General features: G+C 72.7%; 17 protein-coding genes and 1 pseudogene. 11 read left to right on the top strand and 7 right to left on the bottom strand.

Annotation, left to right across the window (positions count from 1 at the left end):
• Positions 1-622: 622 nt before the first annotated feature.
• From NON19_RS20900 to msrB, 4 genes are all read left to right on the top strand, one after another.
• Positions 623-1,387: a pyrimidine reductase family protein gene (locus NON19_RS20900; RefSeq protein ID WP_255930230.1), complete on the top strand. Its 765-nt coding sequence runs from the start codon at positions 623-625 to the stop codon at positions 1,385-1,387.
• A 178-nt stretch (positions 1,388-1,565) separates the two neighbouring features.
• A complete protein-coding gene (locus NON19_RS20895; RefSeq protein WP_255930229.1) occupies positions 1,566-2,033 on the top strand; it encodes an indole-3-glycerol phosphate synthase in 468 nt (155 codons plus the stop codon).
• Positions 2,034-2,111: 78 nt separating this feature from the next.
• Positions 2,112-3,515, top strand: a complete 1,404-nt coding sequence (murC, locus tag NON19_RS20890) for a UDP-N-acetylmuramate--L-alanine ligase (protein ID WP_255930228.1) — start codon at positions 2,112-2,114, stop codon at positions 3,513-3,515.
• 10 nt (positions 3,516-3,525) lie between these two features.
• Entirely contained in the window at positions 3,526-3,933 is a 408-nt protein-coding gene (gene msrB, locus NON19_RS20885; RefSeq protein WP_255930227.1) for a peptide-methionine (R)-S-oxide reductase MsrB, read from the top strand.
• Here msrB and NON19_RS20880 read toward each other — a convergent pair.
• The 3 genes and pseudogenes from NON19_RS20880 to NON19_RS20870 all read right to left on the bottom strand — a co-directional run.
• A pseudogene (locus NON19_RS20880) lies at positions 3,929-4,166 on the bottom strand (GNAT family N-acetyltransferase); the annotation flags it as partial. The gene msrB and the pseudogene NON19_RS20880 sit on opposite strands and share 5 nt — an antisense overlap.
• A 70-nt stretch (positions 4,167-4,236) precedes the next feature.
• Positions 4,237-4,902, bottom strand: a complete 666-nt coding sequence (locus NON19_RS20875) for an ABC transporter (RefSeq protein ID WP_255930226.1) — start codon at positions 4,900-4,902, stop codon at positions 4,237-4,239.
• Entirely contained in the window at positions 4,899-5,753 is an 855-nt protein-coding gene (locus tag NON19_RS20870) for an ATP-binding cassette domain-containing protein (protein ID WP_255930225.1), read from the bottom strand. Before NON19_RS20870 ends, NON19_RS20875 begins: the two co-directional genes overlap by 4 nt.
• A 138-nt stretch (positions 5,754-5,891) precedes the next feature.
• Here NON19_RS20870 and NON19_RS20865 point away from each other — a divergent pair, with 138 nt between their 5' ends.
• Complete coding sequence (locus tag NON19_RS20865; protein ID WP_255930224.1) at positions 5,892-6,602, top strand: peptidyl-tRNA hydrolase; 711 nt, start codon at positions 5,892-5,894, stop codon at positions 6,600-6,602.
• An 18-nt stretch (positions 6,603-6,620) separates the two neighbouring features.
• Here NON19_RS20865 and NON19_RS20860 read toward each other — a convergent pair whose 3' ends face one another.
• On the bottom strand, positions 6,621-7,208 hold the full coding sequence (locus tag NON19_RS20860; RefSeq protein WP_255930223.1) for an ATP-binding protein: 588 nt from the start codon (positions 7,206-7,208) through the stop codon (positions 6,621-6,623).
• A gap of 165 nt (positions 7,209-7,373) precedes the next feature.
• Between NON19_RS20860 and NON19_RS20855 the strand changes: the two genes are divergently transcribed.
• Positions 7,374-8,192 carry a TIGR04222 domain-containing membrane protein gene (locus NON19_RS20855; protein ID WP_255930222.1) on the top strand — a complete coding sequence of 273 codons (819 nt, stop codon included), beginning with the start codon at positions 7,374-7,376 and terminating at the stop codon, positions 8,190-8,192.
• 335 nt (positions 8,193-8,527) lie between these two features.
• Here NON19_RS20855 and hemQ read toward each other — a convergent pair whose 3' ends face one another.
• Genes hemQ through hemE form a run of 3 tightly spaced genes read right to left on the bottom strand, consistent with a single transcriptional unit; the run spans position 8,528 to position 11,803 of the window.
• Positions 8,528-9,250, bottom strand: coding sequence for a hydrogen peroxide-dependent heme synthase (gene hemQ / locus NON19_RS20850; protein ID WP_255930221.1), 723 nt, complete (start codon positions 9,248-9,250; stop codon positions 8,528-8,530).
• A 4-nt stretch (positions 9,251-9,254) separates the two neighbouring features.
• Positions 9,255-10,712, bottom strand: coding sequence for a protoporphyrinogen oxidase (hemG, locus tag NON19_RS20845; RefSeq protein WP_255930220.1), 1,458 nt, complete (start codon positions 10,710-10,712; stop codon positions 9,255-9,257).
• A gap of 23 nt (positions 10,713-10,735) precedes the next feature.
• Positions 10,736-11,803, bottom strand: a complete 1,068-nt coding sequence (gene hemE, locus NON19_RS20840) for a uroporphyrinogen decarboxylase (RefSeq protein ID WP_255930219.1) — start codon at positions 11,801-11,803, stop codon at positions 10,736-10,738.
• A gap of 123 nt (positions 11,804-11,926) precedes the next feature.
• Here hemE and NON19_RS20835 point away from each other — a divergent pair, with 123 nt between their 5' ends.
• The 5 genes from NON19_RS20835 to NON19_RS20815 all read left to right on the top strand — a co-directional run bounded on the left by NON19_RS20835 (position 11,927) and on the right by NON19_RS20815 (position 19,329).
• On the top strand, positions 11,927-12,550 hold the full coding sequence (locus tag NON19_RS20835) for a DUF3000 domain-containing protein (protein WP_255930218.1): 624 nt from the start codon (positions 11,927-11,929) through the stop codon (positions 12,548-12,550).
• A 249-nt stretch (positions 12,551-12,799) separates the two neighbouring features.
• Positions 12,800-13,462, top strand: a complete 663-nt coding sequence (locus NON19_RS20830) for a response regulator transcription factor (RefSeq protein WP_255930217.1) — start codon at positions 12,800-12,802, stop codon at positions 13,460-13,462.
• 91 nt (positions 13,463-13,553) lie between these two features.
• Positions 13,554-14,801, top strand: coding sequence for an HRDC domain-containing protein (locus NON19_RS20825; protein ID WP_255930215.1), 1,248 nt, complete (start codon positions 13,554-13,556; stop codon positions 14,799-14,801).
• Positions 14,802-15,047: 246 nt separating this feature from the next.
• Entirely contained in the window at positions 15,048-18,584 is a 3,537-nt protein-coding gene (gene mfd, locus NON19_RS20820) for a transcription-repair coupling factor (RefSeq protein WP_255930213.1), read from the top strand.
• Between the two features lie 103 nt (positions 18,585-18,687).
• Complete coding sequence (locus tag NON19_RS20815; RefSeq protein WP_255930211.1) at positions 18,688-19,329, top strand: SurA N-terminal domain-containing protein; 642 nt, start codon at positions 18,688-18,690, stop codon at positions 19,327-19,329.
• Positions 19,330-19,448 lie beyond the last annotated feature (119 nt).

Genomic DNA, 19,448 nt, shown 5'->3' with positions numbered 1-19,448 from the left:
GGTTTGGGGGTGCGTGCGGCGGGGTGGGTTTGGGGGGTGCGCGGCGGGGGTGGATTTGCGGGTGCGCACGGCGGGGGTCGCGGGGACGGGGGTGCGTTCGCGGCGGCGGGTCGCCGGGGACGGTGGGTGCCGGGGGCCGCCCCTCGCGGCGGCGGCGAGTTGGGGCCGCCGGTGGGTTGGGGCCAGGTTGGGACCGCCGGGCTCCGGCGTCGTGGTCGCTCGCCATTGCGGCGGAGAGAATTCCTGCCGCGTCCGCCGTGGTCTCGGCGCCGACGCGGTAACCCTCTGCCGCCGCGACGGTGATCCAGCATGACGGCGCAGACCCGGCGGCGTCGAACCAACAGCGACAGGCGCCGCCTCTGCCCGCGCCAACCCATCGCGCAGAACACCGCAAACAACCACAAACCTGTACGCCCGCGTTGCTGTTCCAACCGCGACGAGCGCCGCCCCCCGGACCGCGGCAACCCGCCACACACACCACAACGACAACCCGACGCCACAACGACAACCCGACACCACCGCGGACAACCGCAACCGCGCGGACCGCGGGGTGCGTGCGGACCGGCAGTGCCGGAGGAACCGAGGGCCGGGGGCATGGGCGGTGCGTGCCAGACTGTGGCGCATGCGCCGCTTGTTTCCTGTGTGCCCGCCCGGCGAGGCCTCCTTGGACAGTCTGGACGCGCTGGCCGACGCGTACGCCTATCCGGCGCCGCGCGCCGCCGCATCGGCCTGGCTGCGGGGGAACATGGTCGCCTCGCTGGACGGGGCGGCCCGGCACGACGGGCGGTCGCAGCCGTTGTCCTCGCCCGGCGACATGCGGATCTTCGGCGTCCTGCGCGGCCTGGCGGACGCCATCGTGGTCGGCGCGGAGACGGTGCGGCAGGAGCAGTACCGCCCGGCGAAGGCCAGGGACGCGTTCGCCGAGCGCCGCGCGGCGCTCGGCCAGCCGGTCGCGCCGGTGATCGCCGTGGTCAGCGCCAGCCTGGAGCTGGACTTCTCCCTTCCGTTGTTCACCGAACCGCTGGTACCGACCCTGGTGCTCACCGGCGCCCAGGCCGACCAGGACCGGGTGCGCGCCGCCCGGGACTGCGGCGCCGAGGTGGTCGTGGCGGGCCGGGGCCCGGGCGTCGACCCCGCCGAGGTGGCGCGCGTACTGGCCGCCCGTGGGCTGACCAGGTTGCTGACCGAGGGCGGCCCGCGGCTGCTCGCGCAGTTCGCCGCCGCCGAGGTGCTCGACGAGCTGTGCCTGTCCATCGCCCCGCTGATCGCCGCCGGTACCCAGCCACGGATCATGGACGGTGCCGGTCTGGCCGTACCCACCCGCTTCGCTCCGGCGGCCATCCTCGAAGAGGACGGATTCTTGTTCACCCGCTACGTCCGGGCCTGACCTCCGTTGTCTCTGGGGAAGCCCCCCAGGGCATCCAGACATCCGCACGACCCCCACTACGGAAGGGCTTGGTCCGCTTTTGTCGTCAGAGAAGGGGATATTCGGCGCGCCCCACAGGCACTCGGGGCAGGATGGTTTCTGTGGGGTTCAGTGGCCCGCGAGAAAGAAGGACGAGTCCGTGATCACGACCGTACTCATGATCGAGAAGCCGCTCGCCCCCGTCGACGTGCAGCTTGTCACCACCTTGCACGCGGATGAGCCCGTCTCCTTCGTGGTCCTGATGCAGCCGCGCGGCGACCAGGAGCGGCTGCTGCGCGCACTGGACGACGTCGCCCTGGGCGAACTGCGCAGCGCCGCGCACGAGGACGAGGTGCCCGAGGGCAACCAGGCCCTGGCCCCCGCGGCCCAGGCACTGGAGCACAGCCTGCGCGAACTCCGCAGGGCGGGAGCGCAGGCGGTCGGCGAGATCGTCGAGGACCATCCGCTCGTCCTGCTGCGCTCGGTCGTGGAGAAGACCAACGCCGATGAGGTGATCGTGCTCACCGCCCCCCACCTGGTGGAGGAGTTCTTCCACCGTGACTGGGCCTCCCGTGCCCGCCACAGCGTGGGCGTGCCCGTACTGAAGCTGTACGCGCACAACGAGTGATCACTGACCGCTCGGCCGCGGGCAGGATGCGACAATCACGGCCGAGCAGTTGTCAGCCACCATCGAAGGAGCCCGCGTATGGCACCCGCCGTCCCCACTGCCATGGCCCGACCGCACTTCATCGGTATCGGCGGCGCCGGGATGTCGGGCATCGCCAAGATCCTCGCGGCGCGCGGCGCGCGGGTCGCGGGAAGTGACGCGAAGGACTCCGAGACCGCGGCCGCCCTGCGGGCGCTCGGCGCCACCGTGCACATCGGGCACGCGGCGGAGCACCTGGCCGAGGACGCCACCTGTGTGGTGGTCTCCAGCGCCATCCGTGACGACAACCCGGAGCTGGCGGCGGCCCGCGAACGCGGCGTTCCGATCGTGCACCGCTCCGACGCGCTGGCCGGGCTGATGACGGACCGCCGGGCGATCGCCGTGGCCGGAACACACGGGAAGACCACCACCACCTCGATGCTGGCGGTCAGCCTCACCACCTTGGGCCTGGACCCGTCCTACGCCATCGGCGGCGACCTGGACGCCCCCGGCTCCAACGCGCGGCACGGCGCCGGTGAGATCTTCGTGGCCGAGGCCGACGAGAGCGACCGCAGCTTCCACAAGTACGCGCCCGAGGTGGCGATCGTGCTCAACGTGGAACTCGACCACCACGCCAACTACGCCTCGATGGACGAGATCTACGAGTCCTTCGAGACCTTCGCCGACCGCATCGTGCCCGGCGGCACCCTGGTGATCGCCGCCGACCACCCGGGCGCCCGCGAGCTGACCGCGCGGCTGCGCGGCCGGGACGGGCTGCGGATCGTCACCTACGGCGAGGCGGCCGACGCGGACGTACGCGTCGTGGGCATCACCCCGCACGGCCTGACCAGCGAGGTCACCGTGCTGCTCGACAACGAGGAGCTGACCTTCACGGTCTCCGTGCCCGGCCGCCACTACGCGCACAACGCCGTCGCCGCACTCACCGCGGGCACCGCGCTGGGTGTCCCGGCCGCCGACCTCGCCCCCGCGCTCGCCTCCTACACGGGGGTCAAGCGCCGCCTCCAGCTCAAGGGCAGCGCCGCCGGGGTACAGGTCATCGACTCCTACGCGCACCACCCCACCGAGATCGCGGCCGACCTCGAAGCCATCCGCGGCAGCGCGGGCGACGGCCGGGTGCTGGTGGTCTTCCAGCCCCATCTGTTCAGCCGCACCCAGCAGTTGGCGACCGAGATGGGCGAGGCCCTCGCGCTGGCCGACGCCTGCCTGGTGCTGGACATCTACCCGGCCCGTGAGGACCCGATCCCGGGCGTCACCAGCGCGCTGATCATCGAGGCGGCCGCCGCCAAGTCCGCCGACGTCGACGCGGAGCACGACAAGGGGGCCGTCCCGGACCGGATCGCCGGAATGGCCAAGCCCGGTGATCTCGTTCTCACCATGGGGGCGGGCGATGTGACCGAACTCGGTCCGAAGATCCTGGCCCGCCTTGCCGCCGTGGAGAGCTGAGGAGCGAGCGATGCCGTACGAGGTCGACAAGCCGGACGAGCAGTGGCGTGCGGAGCTGTCCCCCGCCGAGTACGCGGTACTGCGCCAGGCGGGCACCGAGCCCGCCTTCACCGGCGAGTACACCGACACCACGACGAAGGGCGTCTACTCCTGCCGCGCCTGCGGGGCCGAACTGTTCCGTTCCGACACCAAGTTCGCCTCGCACTGCGGCTGGCCGTCCTTCTACGACCCGAAGGACAGCGACGCCGTCGAACTGCTGGAGGACCGCTCCCACGGAATGGTCCGCACCGAGGTGCGCTGTGCCCGCTGCGGCTCCCACCTGGGCCATGTCTTCGAGGGCGAGGGCTACCCGACCCCGACCGACCAGCGGTACTGCATCAACTCGATCTCGCTGCGGCTCACCCCCGACGAGGACTGAATTGCGCGGCGCCGCCCAGGTGGTTGGGGTTCATCTTGGCCGTGCCGAGGACGGCTCCGTCGTCGTCCACGGCCACCACCGTCCGGCCCGGTGGCTCCAGCAGCCACATCGCGCGGGCCTGCTCCTCGGACAGGTCGCGGGGGTAGGTGTAGGTCTCCCCCGCCGCCACGATCTCCCGCACTGAACTGCCAGATCGCGGGCCAGTCGGCAAGCATCGCGTCCCTGATCAGCATGGGTTCAGCATGCTCCGGCCGCCGCCAGGGCCGCCAATGCTTTGCCGCCATCCCCCGGCCCGCGCGGTCTTCAACGTCTCGCTGCCAGGCGGCAGCTGAGCGCCGTGGCCGCGGCGCAGATGGCCGCCGTGAGAGCCAGCGGGAGTACCGGGGAGTGCACCGTGCCGGTGTGCGACCCGCTGACCAGGCCGCTGACCGCGGCGTTCGCCGGGGAACCCGAGGCGACCAGGACCAGCAGCGCCGCCAGCGCGGTGACCGGTATCGGCCAGCCGGGACGCCGCAGCACCGGCGGATTGCACAGCGCGCCGACCGCCGTACCGAGCAGGGCGCAGGCGAGCGTGGCCAGCAGCCCGGCGGCCAGGGCCGGGCCTATCGGCACCGGCAGGGTGTGGTCGTCGGTGTAGGGGCTGGTGATGGCGGCGACCGCCAGCGTCCCCGCGGTGCCGAGCGCCAGGGAGGCGCTGAACGCCGTTGCCACACAGGCGAGTTGCACCTTCACGGGACCGGCCGCGGCCTGGGTGATGGCACGGGCGGCGGGCGGCTCGCCGGTCGCGCAGACCCGAACCAGCCAGGCGGCCACCGGCAGGATCGCCCCGGCCGAGAAGCCGAGGGAGTCCAGCAGCGGCTGGCCCGACTGGATGCCGATGCCCGTGATCACGCCGTAGAGCAGCAGCGGCGGAAGCCAGCGTTGCGAGCGCAGCAGCAGCGCCGCCTGGTAGCGCAGTAGGGCTTTCATCGCACCGCTCCCGAAGAACTCGCGCCGCCGGTGGTGCGCACCGCGCGGATGTGCCAGGGCGGGTCCGCGCCCAGCAGTGCGCGCAGCGCGGCGTCGGACTGGTCGGCGGGCACGGTGATCCGCAGCCGCCCAAGGCCACCCGCCCGCGGCCCGGCCTCCCGGTTGTGCGGCACAAGGGCGGCGGGCGGTTCGCCAGTGCCCTCCGCCTCGATCACCACCCGGGCCACCGCGTCGGCAGGGGCCCGCCCGCCGGTGAGCCGTCCGCCCGCCACCCGGTGGACCTGGGGGGCGGCGTCGGCGAGCCGCCGTGGATCGTGGTCGACGTACACGGCGGTGCCGCCCGCCGCCACCCGCTCGGTCACCGCGTCGTCCAGCAGGGCGCGGGCCGCTGTGTCCAGCCCCGTCCACGCCTCGTCGAGCACCAGCAACTCCGGCTCGGCCAGCAGGGCTTGGGCCACGGCGACCTTCTGCGCGGTCCCCTTGGACAGCCGGTCCAGCGAGGTGTCCGCGAAGCCGGTGATGCCGAAGCGCTCAAGCCACCGCTCGGTGCGGGCGGCCGCCTGCCGACCGGAGAGCCCGTGCACCCGGCCCATATGGACCAGGTATCCGACGGCGTCGAACGGCAGGGTGGCCGCGAAGCGCTCCGGTACATAGGCGGTTCGGGGACGGCCGGTGATCCGGCCGGTGGTCGGCGCGTCGATCCCGGCGAGCAGCCGAAGCAGCGTGGACTTACCGCTGCCGTTTCCTCCCGCCACCCGCAGCAGCGCACCGGCGGGCACATCGAGATCTATGTCCCGCAGCACCCATGGCCCGCGCATCCGGTAGCGCCGTCCCACCGCTTCCAGCTTCATGCCGATCACCCCCCGTGCCCGATGCCTCCGCCGTCGCGCGGAGGACTGTCGTACGGATCAACGGGCCCTGCCGCGGGCGCGTTCCCCCATCACCGATCGTTCACCCGTTCGAGGTAGGGGGCATGGCATGCTGGGCCGGTGACCAGCGCTGACCCCTTCGCCGATCCCGCCGCCCCGGCGGCCGCGGACCGTGACGCCGCACCGCAGTTCGTCCTGCCGCTCGTGGTCCGCATCGAGCGCGACGCTCCCCCGGCGCGTACCGACGCCCTGGAGACATCGGCGCGGGCGGTGCTGGCCTTCCTCTCCGACCCGCGCACGGCGGACGGCGGCGAGTGGGCGGAACTGCTGCGCGGCTGGGAGGACGGCCGGATACGCAAGGTGGTGCGCCGGGCGCGCGGCGCGGAGTGGCGGCGGGCCGAGTCGCTGCCGGGCATCACGGTGGAGGGCCGGTCGGCGCGCGTGCGGGTGTATCCGCCGGTACCGCTGGACGGCTGGCCGAAGGAACTGGCCAAGCTGCAGGTCTCCGGCACCGAACTGGCCGACCCGGAGCCAGTGGGCGCGCCGGACCCGCAACTGCCCGTGCTGTGGCTCAATCCCGACCTGGAGATGTCGGCGGGCAAGGCGATGGCCCAGACCGGGCACGCCGCCCAACTGGCCTGGTGGGCGCTGCCCGACGCCGCCCGTACCGCCTGGCGGGACTCCGGCTTCGCACTCGCCGTGCGCACCCCGAAGCCGTCGTACTGGGCGGAACTGGCCGAAAGCGGGCTGCCGTTGGTGCGCGACGCGGGCTTCACCGAGATCGCGCCCGGTTCCTGCACGGTCATCGCGGACCACCCGGCGCTGCGCTGACCGCCCCCGGGCCGTCTCTCACGAGACGTCGCCCGTGGGCGCCACCGCGGGCCACAGCGCGATGACCCGGTCGGCCACCTCGCGTACGCCCACGCCGCCAGTGTCCACGACCAGCGTGCCCGGGGGGTCGGAAAGCGCGATCTCCTCCAACTGGCGTGCCGCCGCTTGCAGTTGTTCCTCGGCCCGGCCGCGAATCCGCTGGCGCAGCACCCGTTCCCTGAGCACATCGAGTCCGGCGGTGAGCCGTACCACCGTGAACGCCGCGGCGGGCACCGCCTCGGCTATCCACGGCAACTCCTGTCGCAGGTCGGCGAAGACGCCGGTCAGCATCAGCCGATGGTGGCCCAGATCGGCGTAGTTGGCCCACACCGCGGCGAGATTGCGGCGGGCCATCTCCCACGGCGGCAGGCCCGGCATAGGCCAGGGGTGGATACGGTCCAGTTCGTCGCAGTCGAGGACCGCGTGCGCCATCGAGTCCGCGGCCAGCCAACGCGACACCTCGTGGGCGGTGGACCTCTTCCCCACGCCCGCCGCTCCGCAGATGACGAGCACGTCCACCGTGTCCGGGATGTTTCCGCGGCTTCGCCCGTCCGTTTCGGACCCCATGGCGCGCCAGTCTGGTCCGGACCGCGGTGCACCGCCAGAGCGCAACCTCAAATCCAGCTCTGAACCGTCTGGTTGGGGACTTTTCGGCGGATGCCAATGGTCGCCCGGACCCCCACGGCCGAAATTCCGGGGCGGTTTGTCAGTGGCATCCAGTACAACACGCGTATGTGGGTTTTCCTGGTCGTCGTCGCCTGGGGGGCGGCGCTCGTGTCCTGCGCACGGCTGTGCCGGGCGGCGGTGGTCGCCGCCCGTGAGTCGCCGGTGCCCGCCGACGGTTCCGGCCGCGTGGCGGCCGGAGAGGGCGAACTCGGCTTGTATGAGGCGGCGTTCCTCGCCGGTGGGCCCGGCCGGGTCACCGATCTGGCGATGGTCGCGATGTCCCGGCAGCGACGGCTGCTGCTCGCGCACACCGGTTGGGCGACGGTGGTGGATCCGGTCGGCCGCGATGAGGTGGAGCGTTCACTGATCGCCTCGATAGGACCGGGCGGCCAGTGCCTGATACCGGCGGTGCGTACGGTGCACGCCGCCGCCGACTGTGTACGCGCGCTCGGTGACCGGCTGGCCTCGGCCGGTCTGGCGGTGCCCGCGACGGCCCGGGACGCGATGGCGGCGGGGATCCGGCAGACGTGGGCCGCCACCGTGCTGGTGTGCGGCCTGCTGGCCGCCTCCACCGGTCTCGACCGGCCTGGTGGGGACGGCTCGGACGCGCTGTGGTTCGTGCTGCCGCTGGTGCTGACCGTCAGCTGCCTGGTCATCGCCCGAATCGAGGTGCATCCCTACACCCGCTGGGCTTCGCCCGCTGGGCAGGAGCTGCTGCGGGCGATACCCGTGCCCCGGCTGCGGCACCCCCTGGCCAGTGGTACGGCGGCGCTTGCCGGTCGCGCGGACGACCGCACCCTGCTGATGGCGTTGGCGCTGCGCGGTCCCATGGCGCTCGGCGATCCGGCGCTGCGCGCCGCGCTGGGGTCACGCCGGGCGGCGTGAGGCGCGGCCTGCGGCCCGGTTGTCGGCCGGGGTCGCCAGCCCGTTGCGGTCGGTTGGGCACCGCCGGGCTGCGGTGCGTGGCTTTTCGCCATCGTGGGGGGAGAAAGGGCGCCGCTGCCCGCCGCGACGGGCGGAGGGAACCGCGGGTCGGGCGGGGAGGTCGGCCGTCCACTCGGGAAGTCGGCCGACGGCGGCGAGTTGCGCACCGCCGGGCTCCCCGGTCGTGGTCGCTCGGCGTCGTGGCGGCATGGAGTCCGCGCCGCGACGGCGAGCAGCCACGACGGTGTGAGCCGGACCCGCCTCGGCCCCCGGGCGGGCGACCCGCCGGAAGGGCCTTACGCCAGGCCCGCGACCAGGTCGGCGACGGCCTTGCGGCGGCCGGTGAAGAACGGGATCTCCTCGCGGACGTGGCGGCGGGCCTCGGAGGCGCGCAGGTGCCGCATCAGGTCGACGATGCGGTACAGCTCGTCGGCCTCGAAGGCGAGGATCCACTCGTAGTCACCGAGCGAGAAGGAGGCGACGGTGTTGGCGCGCACGTCCGGGTAGCCGCGGGCCATCTTGCCGTGCTCGGCGAGCATCCGGCGCCGGTCCTCGTCGGGCAGCAGGTACCAGTCGTAGGACCGCACGAACGGGTAGACGCTCACATAGTCGCGCGGCTTCTCATCGGCGAGGAACGCCGGGATGTGCGCCTTGTTGAACTCGGCCGGGCGGTGCAGCGCCATGTTCGACCAGACCGGCTCCAGGGCGCGGCCGAGCCGGGTGCGGCGGAAGAGGTTGTACGCCTCCTGGAGCGCGTCCGAGGTCTCGGAGTGCCACCAGATCATGATGTCGGCGTCGGCCCGCAGACCCGACAGGTCGTAGGTGCCACGGATCGTGACGTCCTTCGCGGCGAGCTGCTCGAACAGCTCCTCGACCTCGTCCGCGTAGCCGGAGCGGTCCTCGGGCAGCGGGGTGCGCAGCCGGAACACCGACCAGAGGGTGTAGCGGATCACTTCGTTGAGGTCACGGGCCTTCTTGCCCGCGTTGGGGGCCTTGGCGGGGGCAGCATTCTCGGTCATGCGGCTATTCTCCCGCGCCGTCCTGGATGCCCGGCCGCAGGGTGCCCGCCGACCGTCCGGCGAGGGTCCGCAGCACCTCGTCGGCGGCCCTGCGGGCGCTGGCGACGCACGCCGGGATGCCCACACCCTCGTAGACCGCCCCGCACACCGACATGCCCGGCAGCTTGGCGACCTGCTCGCGGATCCTGGCCACCCGGTCCAGATGTCCTACCGGGTACTGCGGCAGCCCGCCGTCCCACCGGGTCACCCGGGCCGCGACGGGCGCCGCGGTGATCCCGGCCGCCTCCGCGAGGTCCTCCCGGGACAGCCGCACCAGGTCGGTGTCGTCCCACGCCAGGTCGGTCTCCTCGCCGTACCGGCCGACCGAGGTGCGCAGCACGAAGGTGTCCCCTCCGGCCTCGTCGAGCCAGCCCCACTTGCGGCTGGAGAAGGTGGACGCCTTGATGGTCTGGCGGTCCACCGGGGGCACCAGGAAACCACTGCCGTCGGGCATGTTCAGCAGGTCGCGACGGCGGAACGCCATGGTGACCAGCGCCACGCTGGCGTACTCCACGGTGCCCAACTCGGCCGCGGCGACGGGCGATTCGGCGCCGAGCAACCGGGCGGCGGCCGGTGCGGGCACCGCGAGCACCACCGCGTCGGCCTCCAGCACCGTCTGGCCGCCGGTCCCCCGGGTGACCACCTGCCAGCCCGAGGAGGTGCGGCGCAGCTCGCGCACCTCGGTACCGGTCCTGATGTCCGCGCACGCCTCCCGGCAGGCGTCGGCGACGGCCAGCGGCAGCCGTCCCACGCCGCCGCGCACGCCCATGAACACAGGTGTGTCCTGCGCGGCCGCGTCGGTGCGGCGCTGCATGGCGCGTACCGCCTCGATCAGCGAGCGGCGGCCGCGCGCCGCCTGGTAGAGCTGTGGGACGGCGGCGCGCAGCGAGATCTGGTAGGCGTTGCCCGCGTAGACCCCACCGAGCAGCGGCTCGACCAGCCGGTCGACGACCTCCCGGCCGAGCCGTGCGGCAACGTACTCGCCGATGGCGACGTCCTCGCCGATCTCGGTGCGCGGCAGCACATGGTCCAGCGGCAGCCGGGCCAGCCCGGCGGGCGAGAGCACTCCGGAGGCGGACAGCGGCCCGAGGTCGCCGGGCACGCCCATGATGTGGCCGCGCGGCATCGGCCGCAGCCGACCCCGGGTCCACAGCGCGGCCCGTGCGGTGGCGGGCGGCTCCAGCTGGTCGCCGATACCGACGTCCCGGGCCAGCCGCACCGCCTCCGGGCGCCGCGCGAGCATCGCCTCGGCGCCGAGGTCGACCGGCACTCCGGCGATCTCGTCGGCGTACAGCTTGCCGCCGAGCCGGTCCGAGGCCTCCAGCACCGTCACCCGGGCCCCGCCGGTGACCAGGTGGAACGCGGCGGCCAGTCCCGAGATGCCGCCGCCGACCACGAGGACGTGCCCGGTGTGCGCGTTCATGCCCTCCACTGTGCCACCCGCCGTCAGCGTGCCTCGGTCGTGGTGTGGACGTACTCCACGAGGCGGGTGAGCGCGTCCGGGTCGGTGTTGGGCAGCACGCCGTGCCCGAGGTTGAAGACGTGCCCGGGCGCGGCCTTGGCCGACTCCAGCACCTCGTGCGCCTTGGCCCGTACGGCCTGCTCGGGGGCGAACAGCACGGCGGGGTCGAGGTTGCCCTGGAGCGCCTTGTGCGGGCCCACCCGGCGGGCGGCCTCGGCGAGCGGAACCCGCCAGTCGACGCCCACCACGTCCGCGCCCGCTTCGCCCATCAGGCCGAGCAACTCGCCGGTGCCGACGCCGAAGTGGATGCGCGGCACGCCGTACGGCGCGACCGCGTCGAAGACCTTGGCCGAGGCGGGCATGACGGAGCGACGGTAGTCGTCGGGGGCGAGCGCGCCGGCCCAGGAGTCGAACAGCTGCACGGCCGAGACGCCCGCCTCGATCTGCACCTTCAGGAAGGCGGCGGTGATGTCGGCGAGCCTGTCGAGCAGGTCCGCCCACAGCTGCGGGTCGCCGTACATCAGCGCCTTGGTGCGCTCGTGGTTGCGGGACGGGCCGCCCTCGACGAGGTAGCTCGCCAGGGTGAACGGCGCGCCCGCGAAGCCGATCAGCGGGGTGGCGCCGAGTTCACCGGTCAGCATGCCGACCGCTTCGGTGACGTAGCCGACGTCGTCCGGGTCCAGCGGGCGCAGCCGGTCGAGGTCGGCGCGAGTGGTGATCGGCTCGGCGACCACCGGGCCGACGCCCGGCTTGATGTCGAGGTCGAGGCCGATAGCCTTGAGCGGGACGACGATGTCGCTGTAGTAGATGGCGGCGTCCACCTTGTGGCGCCGAACCGGTTGCAGCGTGATCTCGGTGACGAGGTCGGGGCGCGTGCACGATTCGAGCATCCCGGTGCCCTCGCGGACCTTGCGGTACTCGGGCAGCGAACGCCCGGCCTGCCGCATGAACCACACCGGGGTGTGCGGCACCGGCTCGCGTCGACAGGCCCGGATGAACGCCGAATCGGCGGTCCGGTGGCGTGCTTGGTCTGTCCGCTGCTCAGCATTCACGGATGAATCTTCGCACGGGCCGAATGTCCGCCGAATGCCGACCGGGTGTCAGCCGAAGGGACGACCCGCCCATACCGGTGTTCCTCCGATGCCGAAGGGGGCCAGCGGCCTAGTCTTCCGGGCATGGTCGCGGCTCAGGGGCACCTCGCGGACGAGGATGGGGTACCGCTCGTATTCCAACGGGCGGTGGAGGCACTGGAAACCGCCCGGACGCGGGCCGAGGTGGAACTGGCGCAGATCCCGGCCCCCAAACGGCTGGCCCGGTACGCGTACGCGGTGGAAGCGTCGGTGGTCGTCGAGGGGGAGGAACTGGCGGACGGCAGGCTGGTGCTGCTGCACGACCCGGCCGGGCAGGACGCCTGGCACGGCACGTTCCGGGTGGTCACCTTGGCCCGCGCCGAGCTTGAGCCGGAGATGGCGGCCGATCCACTGCTGCCGGACGTGTGCTGGTCCTGGCTGACCGGTGCGCTGGAGGCACGCGGCGCGGGGTACAGCGAGCCGAGCGGCACCGTCTCGTGCAGCTCCTCGCACCACTTCGGGACGCTGGCGGACCGTGCGGCCAGTACGGAGATCGAGGTCCGGGCGTCATGGACGCCCGCGGACACGGCGGCCGGGTTCCCCGACACGGCGGCGCATCTGGCGGCCTGGTGCGAGCTGCTGTGCACCGGTGCCGGGCTGCCTCCGGCGTTGGGTGACGGGGGCGGCGACGGGGTGGTGTCGCTACCGAACCGGCGTGGGCCGCGATAACGATCCACGGTCACGGTCGGTTGCCGGACGGCGGGCCGCATGCCCTTCATTGATCGATCCGTTGGCTCTTTTGTTCGGAATCGATCACCCTGGTAACCGACTTGCCCGGAATGTTACGGAATAAATCGTGATCTTTGCCTAAAGGACCGTTCCGATACTGCCGAAGAGGACTGTGACCTTAATCCCCCTCGGAGCACCGGCCCCCTCCCCCACCGGCCGGTCCGGTTCCGCCACGTCACAGGAGGCCCGGTGTCGGTTCTTCTCGACCACCCCACAAGCCTGGTCGCCTACCGCCCGATCAAGCCGACTGCCATGGTCGTCGTCGCCGACCCGCGTGTCCGCAGCACTGTCACCCGGCATCTGTGGGCACTCGGCGTACGCGACGTGATCGAGGCGTCGTCGATCGCGGAGGCCCGTCCCCGGGTCGGCACTCCGCGCGATATCTGCGTCGCCGACGTACATCTGCCCGACGGTTCCGGGCTCACCCTGCTCGCCGAGACCAGGGCGGCGGGCTGGCCCAACGGACTCGCGCTCTCCGCCGCCGACGACATCGGCGCGGTGCGCAACGCGCTGGCCGGCGGCGTCAAGGGCTACGTCGTCACCGGCACCCGTACGAATGTAGGTCTCGCCCAGCGCCCCGGTGCCGCCCCGATCGGGGCACCCGGCGCCCGACTGCAGCGCCGCCCGCCGGGCGCGCCCGGCCACCCCGGCGGCTACCGGGAGCTGTCGGGGCGCGAGGTGGAGGTGCTCCGGCTGGTGGCCGAGGGGCAGTCCAACAAGGCGATCGGCGTGTCGATGGGCCTGTCCGCCCTCACCGTCAAGAGCCATCTGGCCCGTATCGCCCGCAAGCTCGGCACCGGCGACCGGGCCGGGATGGTGGCCGTGGCGCTGCGTACCGGCATCATCCACTAAGCCCGCCGCCCCACCACGGCCGACCGCGCCCGTTCATGGAACGTTCCATCGACGGGCGCGACGCATGAGTGGTCCCGGCTACCCTTGACGGGTGACCGACGCCCGAGAGACCGCAGCAAGCGAAGCAATCCCGGCGCCGGTCCCGCTGCTGGACCCGCGCGAGGGCATCCCGCCGGTGACCGCAAGCCCGGAGGCGCTCGCCGCAGTCGTGTCGGCATTCGCCGCGGGCACCGGTCCCGTCGCCGTCGACGCCGAGCGCGCTTCCGGCTACCGCTACGGACAGCGGGCCTATCTGGTCCAGCTGCGCCGCGCCGGAGCAGGGACCGCGCTGATCGACCCCGTCGCCTGTTCTGACCTGTCCGCGCTCGGCGAGGTGCTCGCCGACACCGAGTGGGTGCTGCACGCGGCCACCCAGGACCTGCCGTGCCTGGCCGAGATAGGGATGCGGCCGGGCCGGATCTTCGACACCGAACTCGCCGGACGGCTGGCGGGCTTCGCCCGGGTGGGCCTGGGCGCCATGGTGGAGAACGTGCTCGGTTACGCCCTGGAGAAGGGCCACTCGGCCGTCGACTGGTCCACCCGCCCGCTGCCCGAGCCGTGGTTGCGCTACGCCGCGCTCGATGTGGAACTGCTGGTCGACCTGCGCGACGCGCTGGAGGCCGAGCTGCGCGAGCAGGGCAAACTGGAGTGGGCGCTGCAGGAGTTCGCGGCGATCGCCGCCGCACCGCCGCCCGCGCCGCGCACCGACCCCTGGCGGCGCACCTCGGGTATGCACAAGGTGCGACGGCGCCGACAGCTTGGCGTGGTACGGGAGTTGTGGACGGTACGGGACGAGATCGCGCGACAGCGCGATGTCTCGCCCGGGCGGGTGCTGAGCGATGCCGCGATCGTCGCGGCGGCGCTTGCGATGCCGCCGAACGTGCACGCGCTCGCCGCGCTGCCCGGGTTCGGCAACCGGATGGGCCGCCGTCAACTGGACGTCTGGCAGGCCGCGGTGGACCGGGCGCGGGCGCTGCCCGAGCGGGACCAGCCGCAACTCGGCCCTGTCCAGGGGGGTCCGCCGCCGCCCCGCTCGTGGACCGACAAGGATCCGGCCGCGGCGGCCCGGCTCAGCGCCGCGCGGGCGGCGGTCAGTGCGCTGGCGGAGCGGCTCAATGTGCCGCAGGAGAATCTGGTGGCGCCGGACGCGGTGCGGCGGGTGTGCTGGGAGCCACCGGCGGAGCCGAGCGCGGAGGCGGTTGCCGCACGGCTCGCGGAGCGGGGGGCGCGGCCCTGGCAGGTCGAACTCGTCGCGGGCGTGGTCGCGCAGGCCCTGACGGCCGTTCAGTCCGACTCCTGAGGGGGCGCGCCGACATTCGGGGGCTCGCCCACCCACCCGCCCACCCGATTGCCGTCGGCCTTCGCTCGCCGTTGCGCACGGCGGGCGCGGGGCTTGGGCTGGCGGCCGCGCTGCGGGGGCTTTTTCCCACCCACCCGCCGCGAACCGGAACCGGACGCCCGTCGTGCGCGGCGGCACCGCGAAGGTGGACGGGACCAGGGCCGAACCCCGAAACGCCAGCGCGAGCGCTCACGTACGCTGACCCCCATGAGCCTGTCCGGTCTGCTCGACGTCGTCACCCAGGATCCCCACCTCGCCGAGGCGCTGAAAGCCGCAGGCGACGGCACCCGCCCGCACCTGGACCTGGTGGGCCCGCCCGGCGCCCGACCGTTCGTGATCGCCGCACTCGCGGCCCGCTCCGGCCGCCCCGTACTCGCCGTGACCGCCACCGGCCGGGAGGCCGAGGACCTGACCGCCGCACTGCGCTCACTGCTGCCGCCCGACGCGGTCGTGGAGTACCCCGCGTGGGAGACGCTCCCGCACGAGCGCCTCTCCCCTCGCTCCGACACCGTGGGCCGCCGCTTGGCGGTGCTGCGCAGGCTGGCGCACCCCAGCAAGGACGACCCGTCCACCGGCCCGGTCAGCGTCGTGGTCGCCCCCGTACGCTCCGTACTGCAACCGCAGGTCAAGGGCCTGGGCGACCTGAAGCCCGTGAGCCTGCGCAGCGGCGAGACCGCCGACCTCGGCGAGGTCGTGGACGGCCTGGCCGCCGCGGCGTACGCCCGTGTCGAACTCGTCGAGAAGCGCGGCGAGTTCGCGGTCCGCGGCGGCATCCTGGACGTCTTTCCGCCCACCGAGGAACATCCGCTGCGGATCGAGTTCTGGGGCGACGACGTCGAGGAGATCCGTTACTTCAAGGTCGCCGACCAGCGCTCGCTGGAAGTCGCCGAGCACGGCCTGTGGGCGCCGCCGTGCCGTGAGCTGCTGCTGACCGACGAGGTGCGGCGCAAGGCCGCCGAGCTGGCCGAGTCGCATCCGGGTCTGGCCGAGCTGCTCGGCAAGATCGCCGAGGGCATCGCGGTGGAGGGCATGGAGTCGCTGGCCCCGGTGCTGGTGGACGACATGGAGCTGCTGCTGGACGTGATGCCCGCGGGCAGTGTGACCGTCGCCTGCGACCCGGAGCGGATCCGCACCCGGGCGGCGGATCTGGTGGCCACCAGCCGGGAGTTCCTGGAGGCGTCCTGGGCCGCGACGGCCGGTGGAGGCGAGGCGCCGATCGACCTGGGCGCCGCATCGCTGTGGTCGCTGGCCGACGTGCGCGACCGCGCCCGGGAGATCGGCATGGCGTGGTGGTCGGTGAGCCAGTTCGCCGCCGACGCCGAACTGGACGACGACACGCTGAAGTTGGGCATGCACGCCCCCGAGACGTACCGCGGTGACAGCGCCCGTGCGCTCGCCGACACCAAGGGCTGGCTGGCCGACGGCTGGCGCGCCGTCTACGTCACCGAGGGCCACGGTCCGGCCGCCCGTACCGTCGAGGTGCTCGGCAACGAGGGCATCGCGGCCCGGCTGGACGCGGACCTGCCCAGCGCCCCCGAGCCGTCCGTCGTGCACGTCGCCTGCGGTTCCATCGAGCACGGCTTCGTGCACCCGGAACTGAGGCTGGCGGTGCTGACCGAGACCGACCTGTCCGGCCAGAAGTCCGCCAGCAAGGACATGGGCCGGATGCCGTCCCGGCGCCGCAAGACCATCGACCCGCTCACCCTGCAGTCCGGCGACTACATCGTGCACGAGCAGCACGGCGTGGGCCGGTATGTGGAGATGGTGCAGCGCACCGTGCAGGGCGCCACCCGCGAGTACCTGCTGGTGGAGTACGCCCCGGCCAAGCGCGGCCAGCCGGGCGACCGACTCTTCGTGCCCACCGACCAGTTGGAGCAGATCACCAAGTACGTCGGCGGCGAGGCCCCGACCCTGCACCGGCTCGGCGGCGCCGACTGGACGAAGACCAAGGCGCGGGCGAAGAAGGCGGTCAAGGAGATCGCCGCCGACCTGATCAAGCTGTACTCGGCGCGGATGGCGGCCCCCGGCCACGCCTTCGGCGCGGACACCCCCTGGCAGCGCGAGCTGGAGGACGCGTTCCCGTACGCCGAGACCCCCGACCAGCTCACCACGATCGCCGAGGTCAAGGAGGACATGGAGAAGTCGGTCCCGATGGACCGGCTGATCTGCGGCGACGTGGGCTACGGCAAGACCGAGATCGCCGTGCGGGCGGCGTTCAAGGCGGTGCAGGACGGCAAGCAGGTGGCGGTGCTCGTCCCCACCACCTTGCTGGTACAGCAGCACTTCGGCACGTTCTCCGAGCGCTACGGCCAGTTCCCGGTCAATGTGCGGGCGTTGTCCCGGTTCCAGACCGACACCGAGGCCAAGGCGGTGCTGGAGGGGCTGAAGGAGGGGTCGGTGGACGTGGTCATCGGCACCCACCGGCTGTTCTCCTCCGAGACCCGGTTCAAGGACCTGGGCCTGGTGATCGTGGACGAGGAGCAGCGCTTCGGCGTCGAGCACAAGGAGCAGTTGAAGAAGCTGCGGGCCAACGTGGACGTGCTGACCATGTCCGCGACGCCGATTCCGCGCACCCTGGAGATGGCGGTCACCGGCATCCGGGAGATGTCCACCATCACCACCCCGCCGGAGGAGCGGCACCCGGTGCTGACCTTCGTCGGCCCGTACGAGGAGAAGCAGATCGCGGCGGCGGTCCGCCGTGAACTGCTGCGTGAGGGGCAGGTCTTCTACATCCACAACCGGGTGGAGTCGATCGACCGGGCCGCGGCGAGGCTGCGCGAGATGGTTCCGGAGGCACGCATCGCCACCGCCCACGGGCAGATGAGCGAGCACACGCTGGAGCAGGTGGTGGTCGACTTCTGGGAGAAGAAGTTCGACGTGCTGGTGTCCACCACGATCGTGGAGTCCGGTATCGACATCTCCAACGCCAACACCCTGATCGTCGAGCGCGGCGACAACTTCGGCCTGTCGCAGCTGCACCAGCTGCGTGGCCGGGTGGGCCGGGGCCGCGAGCGCGGCTACGCGTACTTCCTGTACCCGCCGGAGAAGCCGCTGACCGAGACCGCGCACGAGCGGCTGGCCACCATCGCCCAGCACACCGAGATGGGCGCGGGCATGTACGTGGCGATGAAGGACCTGGAGATCCGCGGCGCGGGCAACCTGCTCGGCGGCGAGCAGTCCGGCCACATCGCGGGCGTCGGCTTCGACCTGTACGTACGGATGGTGGGCGAGGCGGTCGCGGACTACCGGGCGGCGCTGGAGTCCGGTGAGGTGCAGGAGGAGGCGCCACTGGAGGTCAAGATCGAACTGCCCGTGGACGCGCACGTTCCGCATGACTACGCGCCCGGGGAGCGGCTGCGGCTGCAGGCCTACCGTTCGATCGCCGCGGTCAACTCCGAGGACGACATCACCGCGGTGCGCGAGGAACTCACCGACCGGTACGGCAAGTTGCCCGAGCCGGTGGAGAACCTGCTGCTGGTCGCGGGGCTGCGGCTGCTGGCCCGGCGGGCCGGGGTCACCGACATCACCCTGCAGGGCAACAACATCCGCTTCGCGCCGGTGGAGTTGCGCGAGTCGCAGGAGCTGCGGCTGAAGCGGCTGCACCCGCGCAGCGTCATCAAGCCCGCGGTCAAGCAGGTGCTGGTGCCGCGCCCGTCGACCGGCACGATCGGCGGCAAGCCGGTGGTGGGCCGTGAACTCCTGCAGTGGACGGCCGAGTTCCTGACGACGGTGGTGGGCGGGTAGCGCGGCCAATGGTGGCCGCGTAGTGGATATCGCCCCCGGCGGTCCCTATTCTCGATCAGCGCCAGGTCGTGCACCGCCGCTCGATCAACCGCCGGGAGGCACCATGGTCCGCCGTCGTACCGCCACGCTCTCCTTGACCGCCGTCGCCGTGCTCGCCGCCGCGCCGCTGCTCACCTCCTGCGGTGCGGAGCATCCGGGGACGGCGGCCGTGGTCGGGGGGCAGACGATCTCGATGTCCACGTTGCAGTCGCAGGTCAAGGCGGTACGGCAGGCACAGGGCGGCTCCGCGCAGTCCGCGCAGCTGATCGAGTCGACCGGTGATCTGGACCGTACGACGCTGGGGGCACTGGTCTTCGACCGGGTGCTGGACGCCGCCGCCCGGCAGAACGGGGTGACGGTCACCCGGGCCGAGGCGCAGCAGGCGCGCGCGGCCGCCGAGGCGCAGGCGGGGGGCGCGGACGCGCTGCGCGACCAGCTCCTGCGGCAGTACGCGGTCGCGCCGGGCGGCATCGACGACTTCTACCGGGTGCAGGCCGAGGCGCAGGCGCTCGCCCACAAGCTGGGTGTGGACCTGGCCACTCCCGACGGGCAGGCGGCGGTGACGAAGTCCTTGGTCAAGGCCGCCCAGGCGATGCGGGTGGACGTCAATCCGCGCTTCGGCACGTGGAACGCCCAGACGTTGACGATCGGCTCCGCCAGCACACCCTGGCTGCGCCGCGCCGTCGCGCCGACCCCGGCCGCTTGAGCCGTTCCCGGCTGCGGCCACATGCCGCGCGACGTACGGCTCCGTGGCCCGGCGGTGCCACTGGCGGCTGGGGCTCGCCCCGAGACAACCACTGCCGGGGACGGCGGATCGCGGCCGAC

The organism is Streptantibioticus rubrisoli (genome assembly GCF_024436055.1).
Classification (GTDB): Bacteria; Actinomycetota; Actinomycetes; order Streptomycetales; family Streptomycetaceae; genus Streptantibioticus_A; species Streptantibioticus_A rubrisoli.
This window is presented reverse-complemented; position numbering and strand designations above follow the sequence as displayed.

Coding starts and splice junctions, on each gene's coding strand:
- NON19_RS20835 (WP_255930218.1), top strand. CDS start 11,927: ATGGTCGCGGCTCAGGGGCACCTCGCGGACGAGGATGGGGTACCGCTC.
- hemQ (WP_255930221.1), bottom strand. CDS start 9,250: ATGACCGAGAATGCTGCCCCCGCCAAGGCCCCCAACGCGGGCAAGAAG.
- NON19_RS20875 (WP_255930226.1), bottom strand. CDS start 4,902: ATGAAAGCCCTACTGCGCTACCAGGCGGCGCTGCTGCTGCGCTCGCAA.
- NON19_RS20860 (WP_255930223.1), bottom strand. CDS start 7,208: ATGGGGTCCGAAACGGACGGGCGAAGCCGCGGAAACATCCCGGACACG.
- NON19_RS20870 (WP_255930225.1), bottom strand. CDS start 5,753: ATGAAGCTGGAAGCGGTGGGACGGCGCTACCGGATGCGCGGGCCATGG.
- NON19_RS20815 (WP_255930211.1), top strand. CDS start 18,688: ATGGTCCGCCGTCGTACCGCCACGCTCTCCTTGACCGCCGTCGCCGTG.
- mfd (WP_255930213.1), top strand. CDS start 15,048: ATGAGCCTGTCCGGTCTGCTCGACGTCGTCACCCAGGATCCCCACCTC.
- msrB (WP_255930227.1), top strand. CDS start 3,526: ATGCCGTACGAGGTCGACAAGCCGGACGAGCAGTGGCGTGCGGAGCTG.
- NON19_RS20900 (WP_255930230.1), top strand. CDS start 623: ATGCGCCGCTTGTTTCCTGTGTGCCCGCCCGGCGAGGCCTCCTTGGAC.
- murC (WP_255930228.1), top strand. CDS start 2,112: ATGGCACCCGCCGTCCCCACTGCCATGGCCCGACCGCACTTCATCGGT.
- NON19_RS20855 (WP_255930222.1), top strand. CDS start 7,374: ATGTGGGTTTTCCTGGTCGTCGTCGCCTGGGGGGCGGCGCTCGTGTCC.
- hemG (WP_255930220.1), bottom strand. CDS start 10,712: ATGAACGCGCACACCGGGCACGTCCTCGTGGTCGGCGGCGGCATCTCG.